The organism is Enterobacter cloacae complex sp. P40C2, assembly GCF_014930695.1.
Classification (GTDB): Bacteria; Pseudomonadota; Gammaproteobacteria; order Enterobacterales; family Enterobacteriaceae; genus Enterobacter; species Enterobacter pasteurii.
Genome location: NZ_JADBRP010000001.1, coordinates 661,619 through 677,944, shown reverse-complemented (window position 1 = coordinate 677,944; position 16,326 = coordinate 661,619). Strand labels below are relative to the sequence as shown.

The following is a 16,326-nucleotide window of genomic DNA, read 5'->3' as shown; positions in this document are numbered from 1 at the left end:
GAAAGGGGGAGGGTGATTACTTCAGCTCGTCAACCATGGTGATGGCGCGGCCAATGTAGTTCGCCGGGGTCATCTCTTTCAGGCGCGCTTTTTCTTCTTCTGGCAACGCCAGGCCGTCGATAAACTGCTTCATGCCTTCGGCGTCAACGCGTTTGCCGCGGGTCAGCTCCTTAAGCTTCTCGTACGGTTTTTCGATGCCGTAGCGGCGCATCACGGTCTGAATTGGCTCCGCCAGCACTTCCCAGTTGTGATCCAGCTCGTCCAGCAGGCGATCGCGGTTCACTTCCAGTTTACTCACGCCTTTTAGGGTAGACTGATACGCGATCAGCGCGTAGCCAATGCCCACGCCCAGGTTACGCAGCACCGTAGAATCGGTCAGGTCGCGCTGCCAGCGGGAAACCGGCAGTTTGCTCGCCATATGCTGAAGCACGGCGTTCGCCAGGCCCAGGTTGCCTTCGGAGTTTTCGAAGTCGATTGGGTTCACTTTGTGCGGCATGGTGGACGAACCGATTTCGCCGGCGATGGTTTTCTGCCTGAAGTGGTTCAGCGCGATGTAGCCCCAGACGTCACGATCGAAGTCGATCAGGATGGTGTTAAAGCGAGCGATGCAGTCAAACAGCTCGGCAATATAGTCGTGCGGCTCAATCTGGGTGGTGTACGGGTTCCACTGGATGCCCAGCGAGGTCACGAACGCTTCGCTGAACTGGTGCCAGTCAACTTCAGGGTAGGCGGCGATGTGGGCGTTATAGTTACCGACCGCACCGTTGATTTTGCCGAGGATCTCAACCTGTTCCAGCTGACGATACTGCCGCTCCATGCGGTACGCCACGTTCGCCATCTCTTTACCCATCGTCGATGGGGTCGCTGGCTGGCCGTGAGTACGGGAGAGCAGCGGGATGTCGCGGTACTCCACGGACAGCGCTTTTACCGCGTCAATGATTTTACGCCAGTAAGGCAGCACCACTTCCTGGCGCGCGGTTGAGAGCATCAGCGCGTGAGACAGGTTGTTGATATCTTCAGACGTACAGGCGAAGTGGATAAATTCGGAAACCGCATGCAGGGCAGGGACGCTTTCGACTTTCTCTTTCAGGAAGTACTCAACCGCTTTTACGTCGTGGTTGGTGGTGCGTTCAATGGTTTTAATGCGCGCGGCATCTTCTTCGCTAAACTCGGCAACGATTTTATCAAGGTAATCGTTTGCCTCTGCGTCAAAAGCAGGAACTTCCTTGATTGCTGCCTGGGCGGCCAGCTTTTGCAGCCAGCGTACTTCAACCTGAACACGGAACTTCAGCAGGCCATATTCGCTGAAGATCCCGCGCAGCGCGCTGACTTTATCGCCGTAGCGTCCATCGACAGGGGATACGGCGGTCAGTGAGGATAATTCCATAATTCGCAACTCCGGGAGGTTAACAATGAGCAAGAATTTGTTTTGCCTGAGTCGTCAGGCGATTACGAGAAAACATTAATTGCAGGCGGCCGCCGCCAACCTGGTGCCAGAGCACGGCAGCACGAATGCCGGCTAGCAGCGAGGCGCGAACCTTCGCCTGCACCTGGGGGCTTTGCAGTACGGCGGGTGAACCGGTGACCTGAATACGCGGGCCGAGCGGGCTTATTACGTCGACGTAAATACCGGCCATTGCGCTCAGCAGGGTTTCCGACTGGAGGTCGAAATGGTCGAGCTGGCGCTGCAGCCCGGCGATGCGGTCGCCCAGGGTATTCATCGCGCCCTTTGCGGCGTTCAGCTTACGTTCCAGCACCATCAGGCTTAAGGTGTAGCGGGTCAGTTCCGCGTTGAGCCCCTGACGGCTGCTGGCGTTGAGCACGCCGAGCAGGGTTTCAAGACCGAGACGAAGATTGGCTTCACTGCCGCCGAACACACCCAGCGTAGAGCCCGGGTTGAGATCGATAACGCTGTTGAGCGAAACGTGCAGGGCATCGGCGTCGCAGTGACCCTGATGCGCCAGCTGTTGCACCAGACGAGCAGACTGGCAAATTCCCGCCAGCGCCAGGGTGATGTCGTAATAGTTCTTCGCCACACGGTCTCCTTTATGTGTGCTATCGGTTTAAACAGCAGGCAGCGGCAGGCGCTGTTCAATGATCCCACCGCCGAGGCAAATTTCGCCGCTGTAGAAGACGGCTGACTGGCCAGGGGTAACGGCGGAAACCGGTTCGTCGAAACGCACGTCAATGCGATCGTCATCCAGCGCGGTAACGGTGCAGGGAATATCCGTCTGACGGTAGCGCGTTTTCACGGTGCAGCGCAGCGTGCCTTTCAGCGGCTCGCGATCGACCCAGTGCAGCTGCTGCGCGACGAGGCCAACGGACATCAGGCGCGGGTGGTCATGACCCTGGGCCACAATCAGAATATTATTTTCGACGTCTTTGTCGACCACGTACCACGGGTCTTCGCTGCCGTCTTTCGTGCCGCCAATACCCAGACCTTTACGCTGGCCAAGGGTGTGGTACATCAGCCCCTGGTGCTGGCCAATTTCGTCGCCGTCAACGGTAACAATTTTACCCGGCTGTGCAGGCAGGTAGCGGCCGAGGAACTCGCGGAACTTGCGCTCGCCGATAAAGCAGATACCGGTGGAGTCTTTTTTCTTCGCGGTGATCAGATCCAGCTCTTCAGCGATTTTACGCACTTCCGGCTTTTCCAGCTCGCCGACCGGGAACAGGCTTTGGACAATCTGTTCGTGGCTCAGCGTATAAAGGAAGTAGCTCTGATCTTTGTTGCCGTCCAGACCGCGCAGCAGCTGGCTTTTGCCATTCACGTCTGCACGACGCACGTAGTGGCCGGTCGCGATGTAATCTGCGCCAAGGTCTTCAGCGGCGAATTCCAGGAAGGCTTTGAATTTGATCTCTTTGTTGCACAGAATGTCCGGGTTAGGCGTGCGGCCTGCTTTGTACTCTTCGAGGAAGAGTTCAAAGACGTTGTCCCAGTATTCTGCGGCAAAGTTAACGGTGTGCAGTTCGATGCCGAGCTTGTCGCACACGGCCTGCGCATCGGCGAGATCCGCAGCGGCAGTGCAGTATTCCTCGCCATCGTCTTCCTCCCAGTTCTTCATGAACAGGCCCTCCACCTTATAGCCCTGCTGCTGCAACAGGTAGGCGGAAACGGAGGAGTCGACACCGCCGGACATGCCGACGATCACTTTTTTCTGGCTGTTATCTGACATGGAATACTCACGACATTGAACTTCAAGGCGGCGTATTCTATCACGCCCCCCCACCGTTGACACCCTCTGTAAACGGCCAGTTAAACGCGCCGATGACATCCAGCGGCAGGCGGCCAGCAGATTGCCAGCAGCGAATGCTTTCCGCAACCAGCGGCGAGCGCAGGTTTGGCGCGTTCAGTATCTCGTCTGCCGTGACCCACAGGCAGCGGTCGATATCGTCATCATGCGGTTCAGTGGCGCACGTTTCGTTAAGCTCAACGGCGAATAAAAAGCGCAGGAAAGGGGTTTGGTCAGGCGCAATCCACTGGTGCATGCGAATGAAGTGCTGCGGCTCGGCGCGGATGCCTGTTTCCTCCCACAGCTCGCGCTTTGCTGCCTGCAGTAAGGTTTCATTAGCTTCAAGATGCCCGGCAGGCTGATTCCACAGCGCCTTGCCGTTGATACTCTCTTCTACAACCAGAAATTTTCCCTGAGCGTGAACCACGCAGGCAACCGTAACATGAGGTTTGAACATTATTTCTCCTTAGGGGTAACGTCCCGCCATTGCCCGTTTGCCAGCGAGTCCAGCGTGTAGCTGCCCATGGCGTAGCGAATCAGGCGAAGGGTAGGGAAGCCCACGTGCGCGGTCATACGGCGAACCTGACGGTTGCGGCCTTCATAAAGGGTGATCTTAAGCCAGCTGGTGGGTATGGATTTGCGTTCACGGATGGGGGGATTGCGCGGCCACAGCCACTCCGGTTCATTCACGCGTTCAATACCAGCGGGCAGGGTGGGGCCGTCGTTTAACGTTACGCCGTTGCGCAGCTTTGCCAGCGTCTCGTCGTCCGGCTCGCCTTCAACCTGCACAAAGTAAATTTTCCCGGTCCGTTTGCCCGGCTGGGTGAGCTTCGCCTGCAGGGCACCATCGTTGGTTAAAACCAACAGTCCCTCGCTGTCGCGATCCAGTCGCCCGGCTGCATAGACGCCCTGAACGGGGATGTATTCTTTCAGCGTGCTGCGCCCGGCCTCGTCGGTGAACTGCGGCAATACATCGTAGGGTTTATTGAACAGAATCACCCGCGTCGGCTGGGTTTCTGGCGTTCTTCTGGTAGCTTGTCGTGAGCTGAATCGCTCAACCCGGTGTTTTCTAAAAGAAGTTTTCTTCATGGTATTTTCAGGCTTTATCAATTGCCGCATTATAGCCTAATAACGAAGACCTTTCATGGCGTCGGACAATCAGGTACTATCGGAAGGCTCATTACAATTTATTAACATAAGATCAGTAACAACCAGAAGCGCTCGAAGGAGAGGTTAATGGAAAGCAAAGTAGTTGTTCCGGCGGAAGGTAAAAAGATCACCCTGCAAAACGGCAAGATTAACGTTCCTCACAACCCGATTATCCCGTTCATCGAAGGTGATGGTATCGGTGTCGACGTTACCCCGGCAATGCTGAAAGTGGTTGATGCCGCTGTTGAGAAAGCCTACAAAGGCGAGCGTAAAATTTCCTGGATGGAAATTTACACCGGTGAAAAATCGACTCAAATTTATGGCCAGGACGTCTGGCTGCCAGCCGAAACGCTGGACCTGATCCGCGACTATCGCGTAGCTATCAAAGGCCCACTGACCACCCCCGTCGGCGGCGGCATTCGCTCCCTGAACGTGGCGCTGCGTCAGGAGCTGGATTTGTACGTGTGCCTGCGCCCGGTACGTTATTATCAGGGCACCCCAAGCCCGGTTAAGCACCCTGAGCTGACCGACATGGTTATCTTCCGTGAAAACTCAGAAGACATTTACGCCGGTATCGAATGGAAAGCTGACTCTGCTGATGCGGAAAAAGTGATTAAATTCCTGCGTGAAGAGATGGGCGTGAAGAAAATCCGCTTCCCTGAGCACTGCGGTATCGGTATCAAGCCGTGCTCCGAAGAAGGGACCAAGCGTCTGGTGCGTGCAGCCATCGAATACGCGATCACCAACGACCGTGACTCTGTGACCCTGGTTCACAAAGGCAACATCATGAAGTTCACCGAAGGCGCGTTCAAAGACTGGGGCTACCAGCTGGCGACCGAAGAGTTCGGCGGTGAACCGATCGACGGCGGCCCGTGGCAGAAGATCAAGAACCCGAACACCGGCAAAGAGATCGTCATTAAAGATGTGATTGCCGATGCGTTCCTGCAGCAGATCCTGCTGCGTCCTGCTGAATATGACGTCATCGCCTGTATGAACCTGAACGGTGACTACATCTCTGACGCCCTGGCGGCGCAGGTTGGCGGTATCGGTATCGCGCCTGGCGCGAACATCGGTGACGAGTGCGCGCTGTTCGAAGCGACCCACGGTACTGCACCTAAATACGCGGGCCAGGACAAAGTGAACCCGGGCTCTATCATCCTGTCCGCAGAGATGATGCTGCGTCATATGGAATGGTTCGAAGCCGCAGACCTGATCGTCAAAGGTATGGAAGGCGCGATTAACGCCAAAACCGTCACCTATGACTTCGAGCGTCTGATGGAAGGCGCTAAGCTGCTGAAATGTTCAGAGTTTGGCGACGCGATCATCGCGAACATGTAATCCACTCGCTGGGTTAAACGTGAACGGGAGCCTGAGGGTTCCCGTTTTTTATTTTTAGCTTATAACGGTTATTAAAATAAACGCGCGTTGTTCAATTTTACTCAGAATGAAATAATCAATTCATGCATATTTTTAAAAATTGCAAACTTTAAGCAATTGCCAGAAGTGAGTGAGCCTCAGGCCATAAACATAGAGAGACCTGAGAAGACTGAGTAAAATTCGATCACGATATTATATTTATATCTATACGAAACCTTAATTTGTTATATCTTTCAATTGTTCATCTATCATATTTAGTATAGGTCGAACATCGGCATCCATAACGCGGCGTTCTTTCAATCTAAGCTGTATTGCTGATTTATAGTTTGGCCCCCAAACATCGGCGTTATCAGCAGATTCGCCGATAATCTTGAAGGGGTAGACGCATATAATTTTTTTGTTAAAAGCTCTTGAGACATGTACAAATGATGTATCTGGCGAAATGATCAGCGCGCTATCTTTAATTATCTGTGCAGCTGAAAAGAATGATGGAACTGTGTTTTTTGTGACATTCTCTGAATCAGGGATAGCGGCAATTTTGTGTTGTTCACCGATGATGATCGTGTGATATGAATGACTGTATTTTGAAATGTGGTTCGTTATAGCTTCAATTTGTAAGTCGGAGAAAAAACGTTCACTAACGCTACCGTAAGGAATAAAGGAAATTATCTTTTTATCAGTGGTTTTTTGCATGAATTTCCGGGCGGCTGCGGCATCTTTTTCAGGAATGATTACAGAATAATCATAATCTGTTGCCGAGATACCTAAACGTTCAAGTAAATCTACATACCTGGTGCTTATGTGCGACTGAGGATGTTTAATATTGATGACTTCATCATAAATTCGATACTTTTCCGTAAAGCCGACTGTTCTAAAAGGCTTGGTAAGTCTAATTAAATTGAATGTATCAATATTTGAATGAGTAATCTCATGCGAGTCAATGAACGCGAAGGGCCCTATTTTCTTCAGTTCATTAAGCAAAGGTTTTTTATTATGAGGTTCATATAAATACAAACCTGCTAATGTCGTCCATTCCTTAAATAAAAAATGCGTTTTTTTATCAGCAATAACAGAGACCTGGAAATCGTTTTTCACCAGAGTATCAATCACTCCCCCGATAACAACCGCATCTCCGATACCCTTAGCGATGAAAGGGATTACTAAATGATCTGTGCCTAAATCATGACCGATATTTTTAGAGCGAGCGCGAGCAGTAATTTCACTTAAGAGGCTAAGCTTAAGCTTTAATTTCGTCCTTTTCAGATAATAATTTTTTGATCTGTTTGCTTTCCTAAGCCATTTGATCACGCTCTTCCCCTTATCTTGAAATATTGATAATTTATCCTAATGCTAACCGAGCTGCCTCGTCAGAAGCAATAGCTTCGGCTAAGCAGGAGATCATATGCAGCAACGTCCCCCGTTGCGTTTAAAGAGCAAAATTACGGCGTTAGTGCGACAAAGAAGGTTCTCATACCCACTCAGCGTTCGCCCGCATTATCAACGCTGCGGGAAGCTTATGCAAATGGCTGCAGCCAGAGAGCAAACTGAAAGTATAGGCCATGGAAGAAAAGAGGGATACGCCAATACCAGAAACTGAATAATTACTTAATCCTCAAAAGTACCAAACAATCCCAAAGATGGTTACGCTAAATCATTGGTTGGTGAGGAGCCAGGGTTGCATTAAAATTATAATTTATCTGTTGTGTTTCTTTTTCTATCCATCAATAATCAAATTTCCGATGAAATACTCCTGCGTCACATGGAATGGTTCGAAGCCCCTGGCCGGATCGTTGAAGGTATGGAAGGCGCTAAGCTGCTGAAATGCTCAGAGTTTGGCGACGCGATCGTCGCGAACATGTAATCCACTCGCTGGGTTAAACGTGAACGGGAGCCTGAGGGTTCCCGTTTTTTATGCATAAAAGAGGGAAACAACGCTATGACCAACGATATCCCGCTCAGGTTTTACGACATTGTCGATGAATATGCCACAGAATCTGCGAAGCCGGTGGATGAGGCGGAACGCACGCCGCTGGCACGCTATTTCCAGATGCTGCTCACCCGTCTGTACAATAATGAAGAGATTGATGAAGAGGCGCAGCATGAGATGGCGGCCCAGGCGGCTATTGATGAAGAACGTATTGACGATATCGCCAGGTTCCTGAATCAGTGGGGTAATGAGTAACGCACTATCGCGCCGGGTTTGCCAGCAGGCGGGCCAGATCCTGCCGCGGCAGCGATTTTGAAAAATACCACCCTTGTATCAGGGCATCGGGATATCTCTGGGCGATGAATTGATATTGCGTTTCGCTCTCAACCCCTTCGAAAACAAGGGTTTTTTGCAGTTTAGCGAGCGCGTCGCTAAAGATCGCCAGGATATCCTGTTTGTAATCTTCGTTGATGCCATCCACTAGCGACTTATCGACCTTGATCTCGTCATACTTCAGGTTAGTCAGCCTGGCAAGATTAGAGTTTTGCACGCCAAAATCGTCGATAGAGATCTTCACCCCCGCAGACTTGAGTTCTTCACAAAATTCCTCAAGTATTGCCGACGTAGAGACCCCATTCTCGGATAACTCAACCTTTATCAGCGATAACGGAATGTTGTTCAGCAAACATTCGCGACGTAAAACAGCCAGGAATTTGCCGTCTTCAATTTCCGTTCTGCCAACGTTCACTGAAACCATCAGCTGATATTCATTGGCCAGCGGGGCAATTTCTGCCAGCGATTTTTTAATCATGTTGGTGTAGTAATAGGGATACAGCCCAATCTTTTTGATTAACGGAATAAATAGCTCAGGGGAGACGTCTTTATGATTGTTATCCCGCCATCTCGACAGAACCTCCACCCCGACAATTTTTTTATCGCTAACCCGGATAATGGGCTGAAAATGCACGCTTATCGTGTTCGCTTTCACCGCCTTGACCAGCGTGCGCTCCAGCGAAAGGCGGTCTTCGTAAATTCGAAACGAAAACAGCGTCAGGGCGACCCAGATAAAATATAAAAACAGGCAAAGCAGCACCATGACGATGCCCGACAGCGAGGCCAGCCCGGCGTCGTAGTGGGTGACGGTAACGCACAAATCCCATTGCCTGCTGCATTGCGTGACGGACTGCGTAAATAACGGGGACGTAATTCGGCTCTGTTCGTCACTGGACGGCGTGACGGTGAAAAAGGTTCTGTCGAAATCCCGGGTGGAAGTGCGAAGCGAGTAGTTCGCCGTAACGGGAGTAAATTTGTCGTAAGCCGAACGTGAGGTGAAAATAATAAGATGATTAAAAATGGTCGCGTTGCCAGTAAAGAACCCTTTCTGCGAAAATTGCGCGAGGCTGAATCCGTTTAAGGTGTTATGAAGCTCGGAGGGCAGGGCGACGGGGTTTGCCAGCCTGCCCCAGAACGCAGTGCAGACGATTTTACCTTTTTCGATAAACCCCACGTCGGCGATATGGGGGCTCTGGATTTTTAATTTTCGGTATATGTCCAGGCTTGCGTTATCGCATCCCCGGGCAGAGGTATTTTTGAGGGCGCTGGTAATATTTTGCGTCAGGTCTTCGGAATAGTGCAAAAGCGTCCGGGAAACGTCCAGCTGCCGGTTCTTTTGCTGCTCAACGATGATGGCGTTAACAGCATACAGGGACAGGATGACCAGTAATGTTGAGATGATAGCAACGGTAATGATCTTCTTCATTTTCCTGCTGTCCCGCCACGTCCTTAAGTGCTGGGATCTTAACACAGGCTATAAAAGCTACAAATCGCAGAATGAACCCCGCATGGGGTCAACGATAAAGCCCGCAGGCGTGCCGGGCTTTAACCTCTCAGAACCACGCATACCGGGCTGAAAGCAGTAACAGTAGCGTACTGGCAGAAACAAGGTTAAGGCAGATGACAAACTTGCTCGATACGTTCATGTTATCAAAGCCATTGTGCTGTTAAGAAGCCGTAGAGAATAGCGTCTCACGCATGCAGAAAAAACGCTGAATTCTGGTGGTTTTGCGCAAAAAAAAGCCCACTCAGAGGTGGGCAAAAAATACTGGAAGCAATGTGAGCAATGTCGTACTGAATACCTGAGTGTTTTGCTCAACTATTCAGTGTTGAGAAAGATAATCTTTCTCAACAAAAGATGCAACCCCACGTTTTATGTGGAACGACGATTTTTTACTGTTCAGATTTTGCTCAAACGAACCGTGTGATTCTTATCACAAATTTCCTTTCTCAGATCCTGTGCTATCCTTTTCTGTGTCGTTGATTTAATGACAAAAACCATACAGAGAGGAAAGCTATGGGAATTTTATCCTGGATTATCTTTGGGCTGATTGCGGGTATCCTGGCGAAGTGGATTATGCCGGGCAAAGATGGCGGCGGTTTCATCGTCACGATCATTCTGGGGATTTTGGGTGCAGTCGTCGGTGGCTGGATCAGTACCCTGTTCGGATTTGGCAGAGTTGATGGCTTCAACTTCGGCAGCTTTGTCGTCGCGGTGATTGGCGCGCTGGTTGTTCTGTTTATCTACAGAAAAATCAAAAGCTAAATCTGACCTGTGTTAAAAAAAGGCTGCCTGACGGCGGCCTTTTTACTTTGAGCGTTACCACCAGCCCATCTGCGTACCGGCGACGGCCACAGCGGCCACGATGAGCATGATGATGGTCGTTTTTCTCATTTATGCCCCCGGAGCGGCGTATCCGCCAATGAAAAACCAGCCCAAAAAGACGACTGCCGTGATAAATATCACAACCGGAAAGAGGATCCCTATTCTCATACCATCACCCGTTTTGTTTGCTTAAGGCCGTAGAGTGTACGGGCTTAATCCAGTGCGACAAAGCCTGTTTTGCTTTTTCCTTTTTTATCCTGATACATCGCGACGTCAGCGGTGCGCAGGGCGCTATCCTCATCGGTGCTGTGCGGATCGACAATAATCACGCCAATACTTGCCCCAGGATATCTGATAGTGACATTCCCCAACCCGTATTCGCCCGCGATACGATCGTTGAGGCTGGTCTTAATCGCGCTTATCTCTGAACCGGTATCGCCATCATCGCTTTTACTCAGGCTGGCAACCAGAAATTCATCCCCGCCCAGGCGGCCAATGATCTCGTCCTGGGTTTGTTGGTCCGTCAGCCGCGCGCCGACCTGAATAAGGAACCGATCTCCCGCTTCATGCCCGTAATGGTCATTAATGCGCTTGAAATCATCAAGGTCGATAAAGGCGATCGTGACGTTGCGCTGAAGATGGCGCGCCAGCGAAAAAAGGGTCGTCAGGTTTTCGAATATGGCGCGCCGGTTCGGCAGGCCGGTGAGGGCGTCGGTGTAGGAGTGGGCAATCAGCGCCGCGTTTGCTTCGCGAAGCTGGAGCACAAGCGACTCTTTCTGGATGTACTGGGCAATTAACCCGGCGAAGAGTCGGATCACCTGTTCGCCGCGATCGCTGAACAGTTTCTTTTCGGTGCTGGCTGCGCATAGCGTTCCGTACAGAGAACCATCGGCAAGATGAACGGGCACGCTCATATAGGTCGTGATACCCAGCGCTTTTGCGGCCACGCACTCCGGCCAGCGGTCGGGCACCTCGTTGCTGAACAACGTATCGCTGTCGATGGCGCGCTTGCACAGCGTCTCGTCCCAGGGCACGCTGAACCCTTCCGGGATCTGCATCTGCTTGCTGTTACGGGCATAGAGAATGTGCTGCAAACGCGCGTCGATATCGACTTTGGTCAGGTAGGTTGACTCCATATCCGTCACAATTTCCAGCATTTCCAGCAGCTGTCGCACCAGGCTGTCGAGAGATTGCTCAGTTGAAAGGGTTTCCGAAACGCGGGCAAGAATGATATCTGACATTAGGCTGGTCGACTCCCATGCAGAAGGCCTCTGTAACTGCATGTTATGCTGAAAATATAGACTCCAGTAATAGTAAAACATGAATATGAAAAATTTTATATATTCTTCAGGGCGCGGGGATGAGATGCCAAAAAAAAGCCCCGACGCGGAGATCGGGGCAAAACATCTTGATTATGGAATGTTGTTCTCTGGTCAGTGTGAGAACGCGTACCACTATAGGGGTGAATAGTGCAGGTTTAATGGAGAAATCATGGAGAAAACGGCGATGAGCCGTTACTCTGAGGTTTTTACAACACCTGAAGGATCGTAATGATGAAATATCTTCTTCTGGCGCTGGCGTTACCCCTTGCCGCATGTTCAACAAAGCCAACCCCGCCCGATGCGCCTAAGCCCCCGCACGCTATCGGTATGGCGAATCCGGCTTCAGTGCACTGCCTGGAGAAAGGGGGAGAGCAAATCCCCGTACAAAGCCCTCAGGGCGTGCGCACCAAATGTAAGCTGCCTGGGGGAGAAGCGATCGATGAATGGGAGCTCTACCGTCGCGATCGCCCGCAACCGACCAGATGACAGCGCTATTAAAACTGCGATACACTTCTCTTTAGGATTATTCTTAGCCAGTTTCTGGCGGCACGATTGCGAGAAGAAGTATGTTTCAGTTAAAACCGGGCAGCATGGCGATGATCGTTGGTGCGCGTACGGCGGCAGGCCGTAGAAATATCGGTAAATCCGTTGAGCTGTTTGGCCTTTGTCAGCCTGGCCAGCGTTTCGTCAACCCGGTTAACGGCGTCATGACGCAGCTACCCGCCACGTCAGAGCGTGCGCTGTGGCTGGTTACCGGTGACGTATTCGCGTTTGACAACCAGCACGGCTTTGCCTTTGTCCGCCCGGAGCATCTTATACCGCTCACCCCGGACGCCATTCCTGAGGTCAACGATGAGCTGGCGATCGGGTAATTACAGGCTGCGCAGCCAGTCCGCCAGCACAAGGGCGTGATTCTGCTGCGTATCTTTTGCGCCATAGAGTAGCGTTACCGTCTGCTGGCGGGCGATGGCTGCGACGCGTTTTCCTTCGTCCACATGCTGCGCCAGCTCTTTTCGGTACGCTTCGCTGAACGCGGCGTAATCGATGGCTTCACCGTGGAAGGCTTTTCGCAGTTCGCCGGAAGGCGTCAGGGATTTGCACCACTCATCATACGCGAGGTCGGTCTTTTTTATTCCCCTCGGCCAGAGCCTGTCTACCAGGATACGGTAACCATCTTCTGAATGCGGTTGCTCATACACGCGCTTACACTGAATCACGTTTCCTCCTCATACCGTAAGACGTTTAGCGAGAACACTATAGCACCAGCTTTTAACCCACCCAATTTAAGGTATTGTGATAACTGCAAAAGATCGGTAGTCTGAGGTTCCTTATGTTATCTGAAAATCCTCTGGCATAAGGAATCCCTCATGGAACTCTCCCCGGTTAAAACGACGCTGCGCATTGCGCTGGTTGGTGATTACAATTCCGATGTTATTGCGCACCAGGCGATTCCGCTGGCGATCGACGACGCCGCTGCGGTGCTGGAGCTCACCGCTGATTATGACTGGATCGCCACGCAAGAGCTCACCAGCCCCGAAGACCTGGTCGGTTACGACGCCATCTGGCTGGTGCCGGCAAGCCCGTATAAAAACGCCGAGGCGGCGTTTATCGCGGCGCGTTACGCCCGAGAAAACGGCATTCCGTTCCTCGGGACCTGCGGCGGGTTCCAGCATGCGCTGATTGAATACGCCCGCAACGTGCTGGGCTGGCACGACGCGGCCCACGCCGAAACCGACGCGGAAGGAACGATGGTGATTGCGCCCCTGGCCTGCTCGCTGGTGGAAAAGACCGATGCAATTGAGCTGCGTAATAACACGCTGATCGCTAAAGCGTACGGTAGGCCGGAAATTCAGGAAGGTTATCACTGCAGCTACGGCGTCTCGCCTGAGTTTGCCCTCGAACTTGAGCGGGGCGACATGCGCGTGACGGGCTGGGACGAGCAGGGCGAGATCCGCGCGGCAGAGCTGGTGACTCATCCCTTCTTTGTGATCACCCTGTTCCAGCATGAACGCGCCGCGCTGCAAGGGCGCCCGGTAGTGCTGGTGCAGGCCATGCTGCGGGCGGCGCAGGGTTGATAAAGCAGACCGGAAGGTCTGCTCTGGCTGTCAGCGGGGCGTGATTTCCCGGTCACGCCCGGCAAGCACGCCGCAGAGGGCCATCACCACCGCGGCCAGCGCGCAGGCGATCAGGGGAATGTGCCAGTCTCCGGCAGCGTCGTGAATTTTCCCCATCATCGGTGGACCGCAGGCCGCCAGCAGATAGCCAATCGACTGGGCCATACCGGAGAGCGCGGCGGCCTGATGGGCCGAGCTGGCCCGCAGCCCGATGAACGTCAGGCCGAGGATCATGGTGGCGCCAGATCCAAAGCCAAACACCAGCGTCCACACGACGGCCAGCGTCGGTGCAAACCAGAATCCGGCCGCGCTCACGGCGCACATCAGGGCGACAGCCCCGGCAATGCCGCGCTGATCGTTAAGACGATGCAGGATCAGCGGGATAGCGAGGCCGGGGACAGCGGTCGCCAGCTGGAGAAGCCCGTGCATGGAGCCAGCCTGCGTTTCGCTGTAGCCGTGGCTGAGCAGAATCGCGGGCAACCAGCCGATAATAACGTAGTAAATCAGCGAGTTGATACCCAGAAAAAGCGTCACCTGCCAGGCGAGGGCGGAGCGCCAGATGGCGCGATTGTGCAACGCACCCGCGCCCGTCAGGGTGGCGGCAGGCCTGTGGCGCCACTGCGGTAACCACAGGAGCAGCGCCACCAGCGGGAAGAACATCAGCATCAGCAGCGCACCGTGCCAGCCTGCGCTTCCCAGCGACAGCGGAACGATCAGCGCCGATCCTGCGGCAGCGGCGGCCCCCATCGTCAGCGAGTAAGCCCCGGTGAGTTTCGCCACCTGGCCCGGAAAATCGCGTTTGATGAGTCCGGGCAACAGCACGTTGCCCAGCGCAATCCCGCAGCCGACGATAGCGGTACCGGTAAACAGCAGCGAGGCTGACGGCAGTGAACGCACCCCAATCCCGATGCAAATCAGCAGCAGGGCAACGAAGAGGCTGCGCTCCATGCCCATTTTTCGCGCGACGCCTGCGGCAAGGGGCGAGATAAAGGCGAAGGCCAGCAGAGGCAGCGTCGTGAGCAGGCCGGTTTGCGCAGTACTTAAGCCATAGTCCTGGCGAATGGTGTCGAGCAGGGGGGCGACGCCGGTAAACGTGACGCGCAGCGTCGTGGCAATCATCAGGATGCCGGCAATCAGCAGCGCACCCTGTTTCCCGGAAGGTTGAATAGCAGTAGTCATCATTGTCTCTTACGTTCAGGCGAGCGCATACGATACCGATTTAAGTCGTGGTTGAAATCAGGCTAAAATGACAGTTTATCGCTAATATCGGACAAAATTATGCACGGACTGGGTCTCGATGGCTACGATCCCGACAGCCAGCACGATGCGGCGGTTGCCTTTCGCATTCGCGTCGTGGCGGAAGAACAGCATATACCGCTGCATCAGCACCGCAAGGGGCAGCTGATAATGGCGCTGGGGGGCGCGATCACCTGCGAGGTGCAGAACGCGATGCTGATGGTACCGCCACAGTATGCGGTGTGGATCCCCGGTCAAACGCCGCACAGCAACAAGGCGACGCCCGGCGCGCAGCTCTGCCTGCTGTTTATTGAGCCCGGAGCGCTCGAGCTGCCGATGCGCTCCTGCACCCTCAAAATATCGCCCCTGGTCCGGGAGCTGGTGCTGTCGCTGGCGGACAGATCCCGGGATGAACGGCATCTTCCCGCCACCGCCCGGCTGGTTGACGTCCTGTTTGATGAACTGCCCCTGCAGCCGCAGGAGCATTTACAGCTGCCGGTTTCTCCGCATCCGAAAATTCGCCTGATGAGTGAGACCATGGCAAACGAGCCTGCCGCCTGGCAGACGCTCGCCCAGTGGGCAAGCCGCTTTGCCATGAGCGAGCGCAATCTGGCGCGGCTGGTGGTGAAAGAGACCGGCTTAAGCTTTCGCCGCTGGCGGCATCAGCTCCAGCTGATCGTCGCGTTGCAGCTGCTTATCGGCGGCAGGTCGGTGCAGCAGGTGGCGCAGGCGCTGGGGTATGACTCCACCACCGCCTTCATTACCATGTTTAAGAAAGGGCTGGGGCAGACGCCTGCCCGCTATATTGCCAGCCTGACTACGACTTCCCGATAAACAGCGAAACCAGCCCGGCGGCAATCAGCGGGCCAACCGGCACACCGCGAAACAGCGCCACGCCCAGCACGGTGCCGACCAGCAGACCCGCTACCAGAGAAGGCTGGCTGCTCATCAGGGTCACGCCGCGTCCGCCAAGCCATGAGACAAAAATACCCACCGCAATTGCCACCAGCGATTTCCAGTTCATAAAGGAGTGGAGCAGCGTTGAGGCCGGAAGCGTACCGCTGGCAATCGGTGCCATCACGCCGATGGTTAAAATGATGATCCCGATGGTAAGCCCCTGTTTTTCTATCCACGGGAAGAAGGTGTTTAACGGCGTGACGCGAACAATGATAAGCACCAGAATGGAGATAGCCACCGTCGTGTTGTGGCTGACAAAGCCCAGCGCTGCCAGCGCCAGAAGGATGAGAAGAGTAGGGTCGAGCATGAGGTGATCCTTGCCAAAAATAGTAAGCCTGCTTACTTTACGCGC

Annotated in this window: 20 protein-coding genes and 1 pseudogene; 8 read left to right on the top strand and 13 right to left on the bottom strand. The window is 53.5% G+C overall.

Annotated elements, in window-relative coordinates:
• Positions 1-16 precede the first annotated feature (16 nt).
• Genes purB through rluE form a run of 5 tightly spaced genes read right to left on the bottom strand, consistent with a single transcriptional unit; the run spans position 17 to position 4,352 of the window.
• The gene (gene purB, locus IM304_RS03260) at positions 17-1,387 is read right to left on the bottom strand and encodes an adenylosuccinate lyase (protein ID WP_193356281.1); all 1,371 of its coding nucleotides are present in this window, start codon (positions 1,385-1,387) and stop codon (positions 17-19) included.
• A 19-nt stretch (positions 1,388-1,406) separates the two neighbouring features.
• Positions 1,407-2,036, bottom strand: coding sequence for a high frequency lysogenization protein HflD (hflD, locus tag IM304_RS03255; protein WP_148421701.1), 630 nt, complete (start codon positions 2,034-2,036; stop codon positions 1,407-1,409).
• Between the two features lie 27 nt (positions 2,037-2,063).
• Positions 2,064-3,176: a tRNA 2-thiouridine(34) synthase MnmA gene (gene mnmA / locus IM304_RS03250; protein WP_193356280.1), complete on the bottom strand. Its 1,113-nt coding sequence runs from the start codon at positions 3,174-3,176 to the stop codon at positions 2,064-2,066.
• 40 nt (positions 3,177-3,216) lie between these two features.
• Complete coding sequence (locus tag IM304_RS03245; RefSeq protein ID WP_176610606.1) at positions 3,217-3,690, bottom strand: NUDIX hydrolase; 474 nt, start codon at positions 3,688-3,690, stop codon at positions 3,217-3,219.
• The gene (gene rluE / locus IM304_RS03240; protein ID WP_193356279.1) at positions 3,690-4,352 is read right to left on the bottom strand and encodes a 23S rRNA pseudouridine(2457) synthase RluE; all 663 of its coding nucleotides are present in this window, start codon (positions 4,350-4,352) and stop codon (positions 3,690-3,692) included. The genes IM304_RS03245 and rluE overlap by 1 nt, the downstream gene beginning before the upstream one ends.
• A 117-nt stretch (positions 4,353-4,469) precedes the next feature.
• Between rluE and icd the strand changes: the two genes are divergently transcribed.
• A complete protein-coding gene (gene icd / locus IM304_RS03235) occupies positions 4,470-5,720 on the top strand; it encodes an NADP-dependent isocitrate dehydrogenase (protein WP_148421697.1) in 1,251 nt (416 codons plus the stop codon).
• Between the two features lie 255 nt (positions 5,721-5,975).
• On the opposite strand, the gene IM304_RS03230 is transcribed toward icd, so the two are convergent.
• Positions 5,976-7,067 carry a glycosyltransferase family 9 protein gene (locus IM304_RS03230; protein WP_193356278.1) on the bottom strand — a complete coding sequence of 364 codons (1,092 nt, stop codon included), beginning with the start codon at positions 7,065-7,067 and terminating at the stop codon, positions 5,976-5,978.
• A 424-nt stretch (positions 7,068-7,491) separates the two neighbouring features.
• On the opposite strand from IM304_RS03230, the pseudogene IM304_RS22215 reads away from it, so the two are divergent.
• Together IM304_RS22215 and IM304_RS03225 are read left to right on the top strand one after the other, a co-directional pair.
• Positions 7,492-7,620, top strand: a pseudogene (locus tag IM304_RS22215) (NADP-dependent isocitrate dehydrogenase); the annotation flags it as partial.
• Positions 7,621-7,695: 75 nt separating this feature from the next.
• Entirely contained in the window at positions 7,696-7,941 is a 246-nt protein-coding gene (locus tag IM304_RS03225; RefSeq protein WP_148419168.1) for a DUF2543 family protein, read from the top strand.
• A gap of 4 nt (positions 7,942-7,945) precedes the next feature.
• Here the strand turns inward: IM304_RS03225 and IM304_RS03220 are convergent, their stop codons facing one another.
• Positions 7,946-9,445, bottom strand: a complete 1,500-nt coding sequence (locus IM304_RS03220) for a cyclic diguanylate phosphodiesterase (protein WP_193356277.1) — start codon at positions 9,443-9,445, stop codon at positions 7,946-7,948.
• Positions 9,446-9,572: 127 nt separating this feature from the next.
• Positions 9,573-9,665: a stress response membrane protein YncL gene (gene yncL, locus IM304_RS03215; protein ID WP_148419165.1), complete on the bottom strand. Its 93-nt coding sequence runs from the start codon at positions 9,663-9,665 to the stop codon at positions 9,573-9,575.
• A gap of 371 nt (positions 9,666-10,036) precedes the next feature.
• Here yncL and IM304_RS03210 point away from each other — a divergent pair, with 371 nt between their 5' ends.
• Positions 10,037-10,285, top strand: coding sequence for a GlsB/YeaQ/YmgE family stress response membrane protein (locus IM304_RS03210; protein WP_193356276.1), 249 nt, complete (start codon positions 10,037-10,039; stop codon positions 10,283-10,285).
• Between the two features lie 129 nt (positions 10,286-10,414).
• On the opposite strand, the gene IM304_RS03205 is transcribed toward IM304_RS03210, so the two are convergent.
• Complete coding sequence (locus tag IM304_RS03205) at positions 10,415-10,513, bottom strand: YoaK family small membrane protein (protein WP_032673531.1); 99 nt, start codon at positions 10,511-10,513, stop codon at positions 10,415-10,417.
• A gap of 44 nt (positions 10,514-10,557) precedes the next feature.
• The gene (locus IM304_RS03200; protein ID WP_193356275.1) at positions 10,558-11,586 is read right to left on the bottom strand and encodes a sensor domain-containing diguanylate cyclase; all 1,029 of its coding nucleotides are present in this window, start codon (positions 11,584-11,586) and stop codon (positions 10,558-10,560) included.
• Between the two features lie 312 nt (positions 11,587-11,898).
• On the opposite strand from IM304_RS03200, the gene IM304_RS03195 reads away from it, so the two are divergent.
• Together IM304_RS03195 and IM304_RS03190 are read left to right on the top strand one after the other, a co-directional pair.
• The gene (locus IM304_RS03195; RefSeq protein ID WP_176611230.1) at positions 11,899-12,153 is read left to right on the top strand and encodes a DUF333 domain-containing protein; all 255 of its coding nucleotides are present in this window, start codon (positions 11,899-11,901) and stop codon (positions 12,151-12,153) included.
• An 80-nt stretch (positions 12,154-12,233) separates the two neighbouring features.
• Positions 12,234-12,539 carry a hypothetical protein gene (locus IM304_RS03190; RefSeq protein WP_193356274.1) on the top strand — a complete coding sequence of 102 codons (306 nt, stop codon included), beginning with the start codon at positions 12,234-12,236 and terminating at the stop codon, positions 12,537-12,539.
• Here the strand turns inward: IM304_RS03190 and IM304_RS03185 are convergent, their stop codons facing one another.
• Positions 12,540-12,884 (bottom strand): DUF488 domain-containing protein, encoded by a 345-nt coding sequence (locus IM304_RS03185; protein ID WP_193356273.1) that lies wholly within the window; start codon positions 12,882-12,884, stop codon positions 12,540-12,542.
• Positions 12,885-13,034: 150 nt separating this feature from the next.
• Between IM304_RS03185 and IM304_RS03180 the strand changes: the two genes are divergently transcribed.
• Positions 13,035-13,742, top strand: a complete 708-nt coding sequence (locus tag IM304_RS03180; RefSeq protein ID WP_176678632.1) for a CTP synthase — start codon at positions 13,035-13,037, stop codon at positions 13,740-13,742.
• Positions 13,743-13,772: 30 nt separating this feature from the next.
• Here IM304_RS03180 and IM304_RS03175 read toward each other — a convergent pair whose 3' ends face one another.
• Positions 13,773-14,960 carry a CynX/NimT family MFS transporter gene (locus IM304_RS03175; protein WP_176611229.1) on the bottom strand — a complete coding sequence of 396 codons (1,188 nt, stop codon included), beginning with the start codon at positions 14,958-14,960 and terminating at the stop codon, positions 13,773-13,775.
• Positions 14,961-15,059: 99 nt separating this feature from the next.
• On the opposite strand from IM304_RS03175, the gene IM304_RS03170 reads away from it, so the two are divergent.
• Positions 15,060-15,851, top strand: a complete 792-nt coding sequence (locus tag IM304_RS03170) for a helix-turn-helix transcriptional regulator (protein ID WP_227009729.1) — start codon at positions 15,060-15,062, stop codon at positions 15,849-15,851.
• Here the strand turns inward: IM304_RS03170 and IM304_RS03165 are convergent.
• Entirely contained in the window at positions 15,835-16,281 is a 447-nt protein-coding gene (locus IM304_RS03165; protein WP_176610600.1) for a DUF441 domain-containing protein, read from the bottom strand. The two genes, IM304_RS03170 and IM304_RS03165, sit on opposite strands and share 17 nt — an antisense overlap.
• Between the last annotated feature and the right edge of the window lie 45 nt (positions 16,282-16,326).

What these genes read in the sequence shown, in the direction of transcription:
- purB (WP_193356281.1), bottom strand. Translation starts at nt 1,387, where the DNA reads ATGGAATTATCCTCACTGACCGCCGTATCCCCTGTCGATGGACGCTAC.
- mnmA (WP_193356280.1), bottom strand. Translation starts at nt 3,176, where the DNA reads ATGTCAGATAACAGCCAGAAAAAAGTGATCGTCGGCATGTCCGGCGGT.
- IM304_RS03245 (WP_176610606.1), bottom strand. Translation starts at nt 3,690, where the DNA reads ATGTTCAAACCTCATGTTACGGTTGCCTGCGTGGTTCACGCTCAGGGA.
- rluE (WP_193356279.1), bottom strand. Translation starts at nt 4,352, where the DNA reads ATGCGGCAATTGATAAAGCCTGAAAATACCATGAAGAAAACTTCTTTT.
- icd (WP_148421697.1), top strand. Translation starts at nt 4,470, where the DNA reads ATGGAAAGCAAAGTAGTTGTTCCGGCGGAAGGTAAAAAGATCACCCTG.
- IM304_RS03225 (WP_148419168.1), top strand. Translation starts at nt 7,696, where the DNA reads ATGACCAACGATATCCCGCTCAGGTTTTACGACATTGTCGATGAATAT.
- IM304_RS03220 (WP_193356277.1), bottom strand. Translation starts at nt 9,445, where the DNA reads ATGAAGAAGATCATTACCGTTGCTATCATCTCAACATTACTGGTCATC.
- yncL (WP_148419165.1), bottom strand. Translation starts at nt 9,665, where the DNA reads ATGAACGTATCGAGCAAGTTTGTCATCTGCCTTAACCTTGTTTCTGCC.
- IM304_RS03210 (WP_193356276.1), top strand. Translation starts at nt 10,037, where the DNA reads ATGGGAATTTTATCCTGGATTATCTTTGGGCTGATTGCGGGTATCCTG.
- IM304_RS03205 (WP_032673531.1), bottom strand. Translation starts at nt 10,513, where the DNA reads ATGAGAATAGGGATCCTCTTTCCGGTTGTGATATTTATCACGGCAGTC.
- IM304_RS03200 (WP_193356275.1), bottom strand. Translation starts at nt 11,586, where the DNA reads ATGTCAGATATCATTCTTGCCCGCGTTTCGGAAACCCTTTCAACTGAG.
- IM304_RS03195 (WP_176611230.1), top strand. Translation starts at nt 11,899, where the DNA reads ATGAAATATCTTCTTCTGGCGCTGGCGTTACCCCTTGCCGCATGTTCA.
- IM304_RS03190 (WP_193356274.1), top strand. Translation starts at nt 12,234, where the DNA reads ATGTTTCAGTTAAAACCGGGCAGCATGGCGATGATCGTTGGTGCGCGT.
- IM304_RS03180 (WP_176678632.1), top strand. Translation starts at nt 13,035, where the DNA reads ATGGAACTCTCCCCGGTTAAAACGACGCTGCGCATTGCGCTGGTTGGT.
- IM304_RS03175 (WP_176611229.1), bottom strand. Translation starts at nt 14,960, where the DNA reads ATGACTACTGCTATTCAACCTTCCGGGAAACAGGGTGCGCTGCTGATT.
- IM304_RS03170 (WP_227009729.1), top strand. Translation starts at nt 15,060, where the DNA reads ATGCACGGACTGGGTCTCGATGGCTACGATCCCGACAGCCAGCACGAT.
- IM304_RS03165 (WP_176610600.1), bottom strand. Translation starts at nt 16,281, where the DNA reads ATGCTCGACCCTACTCTTCTCATCCTTCTGGCGCTGGCAGCGCTGGGC.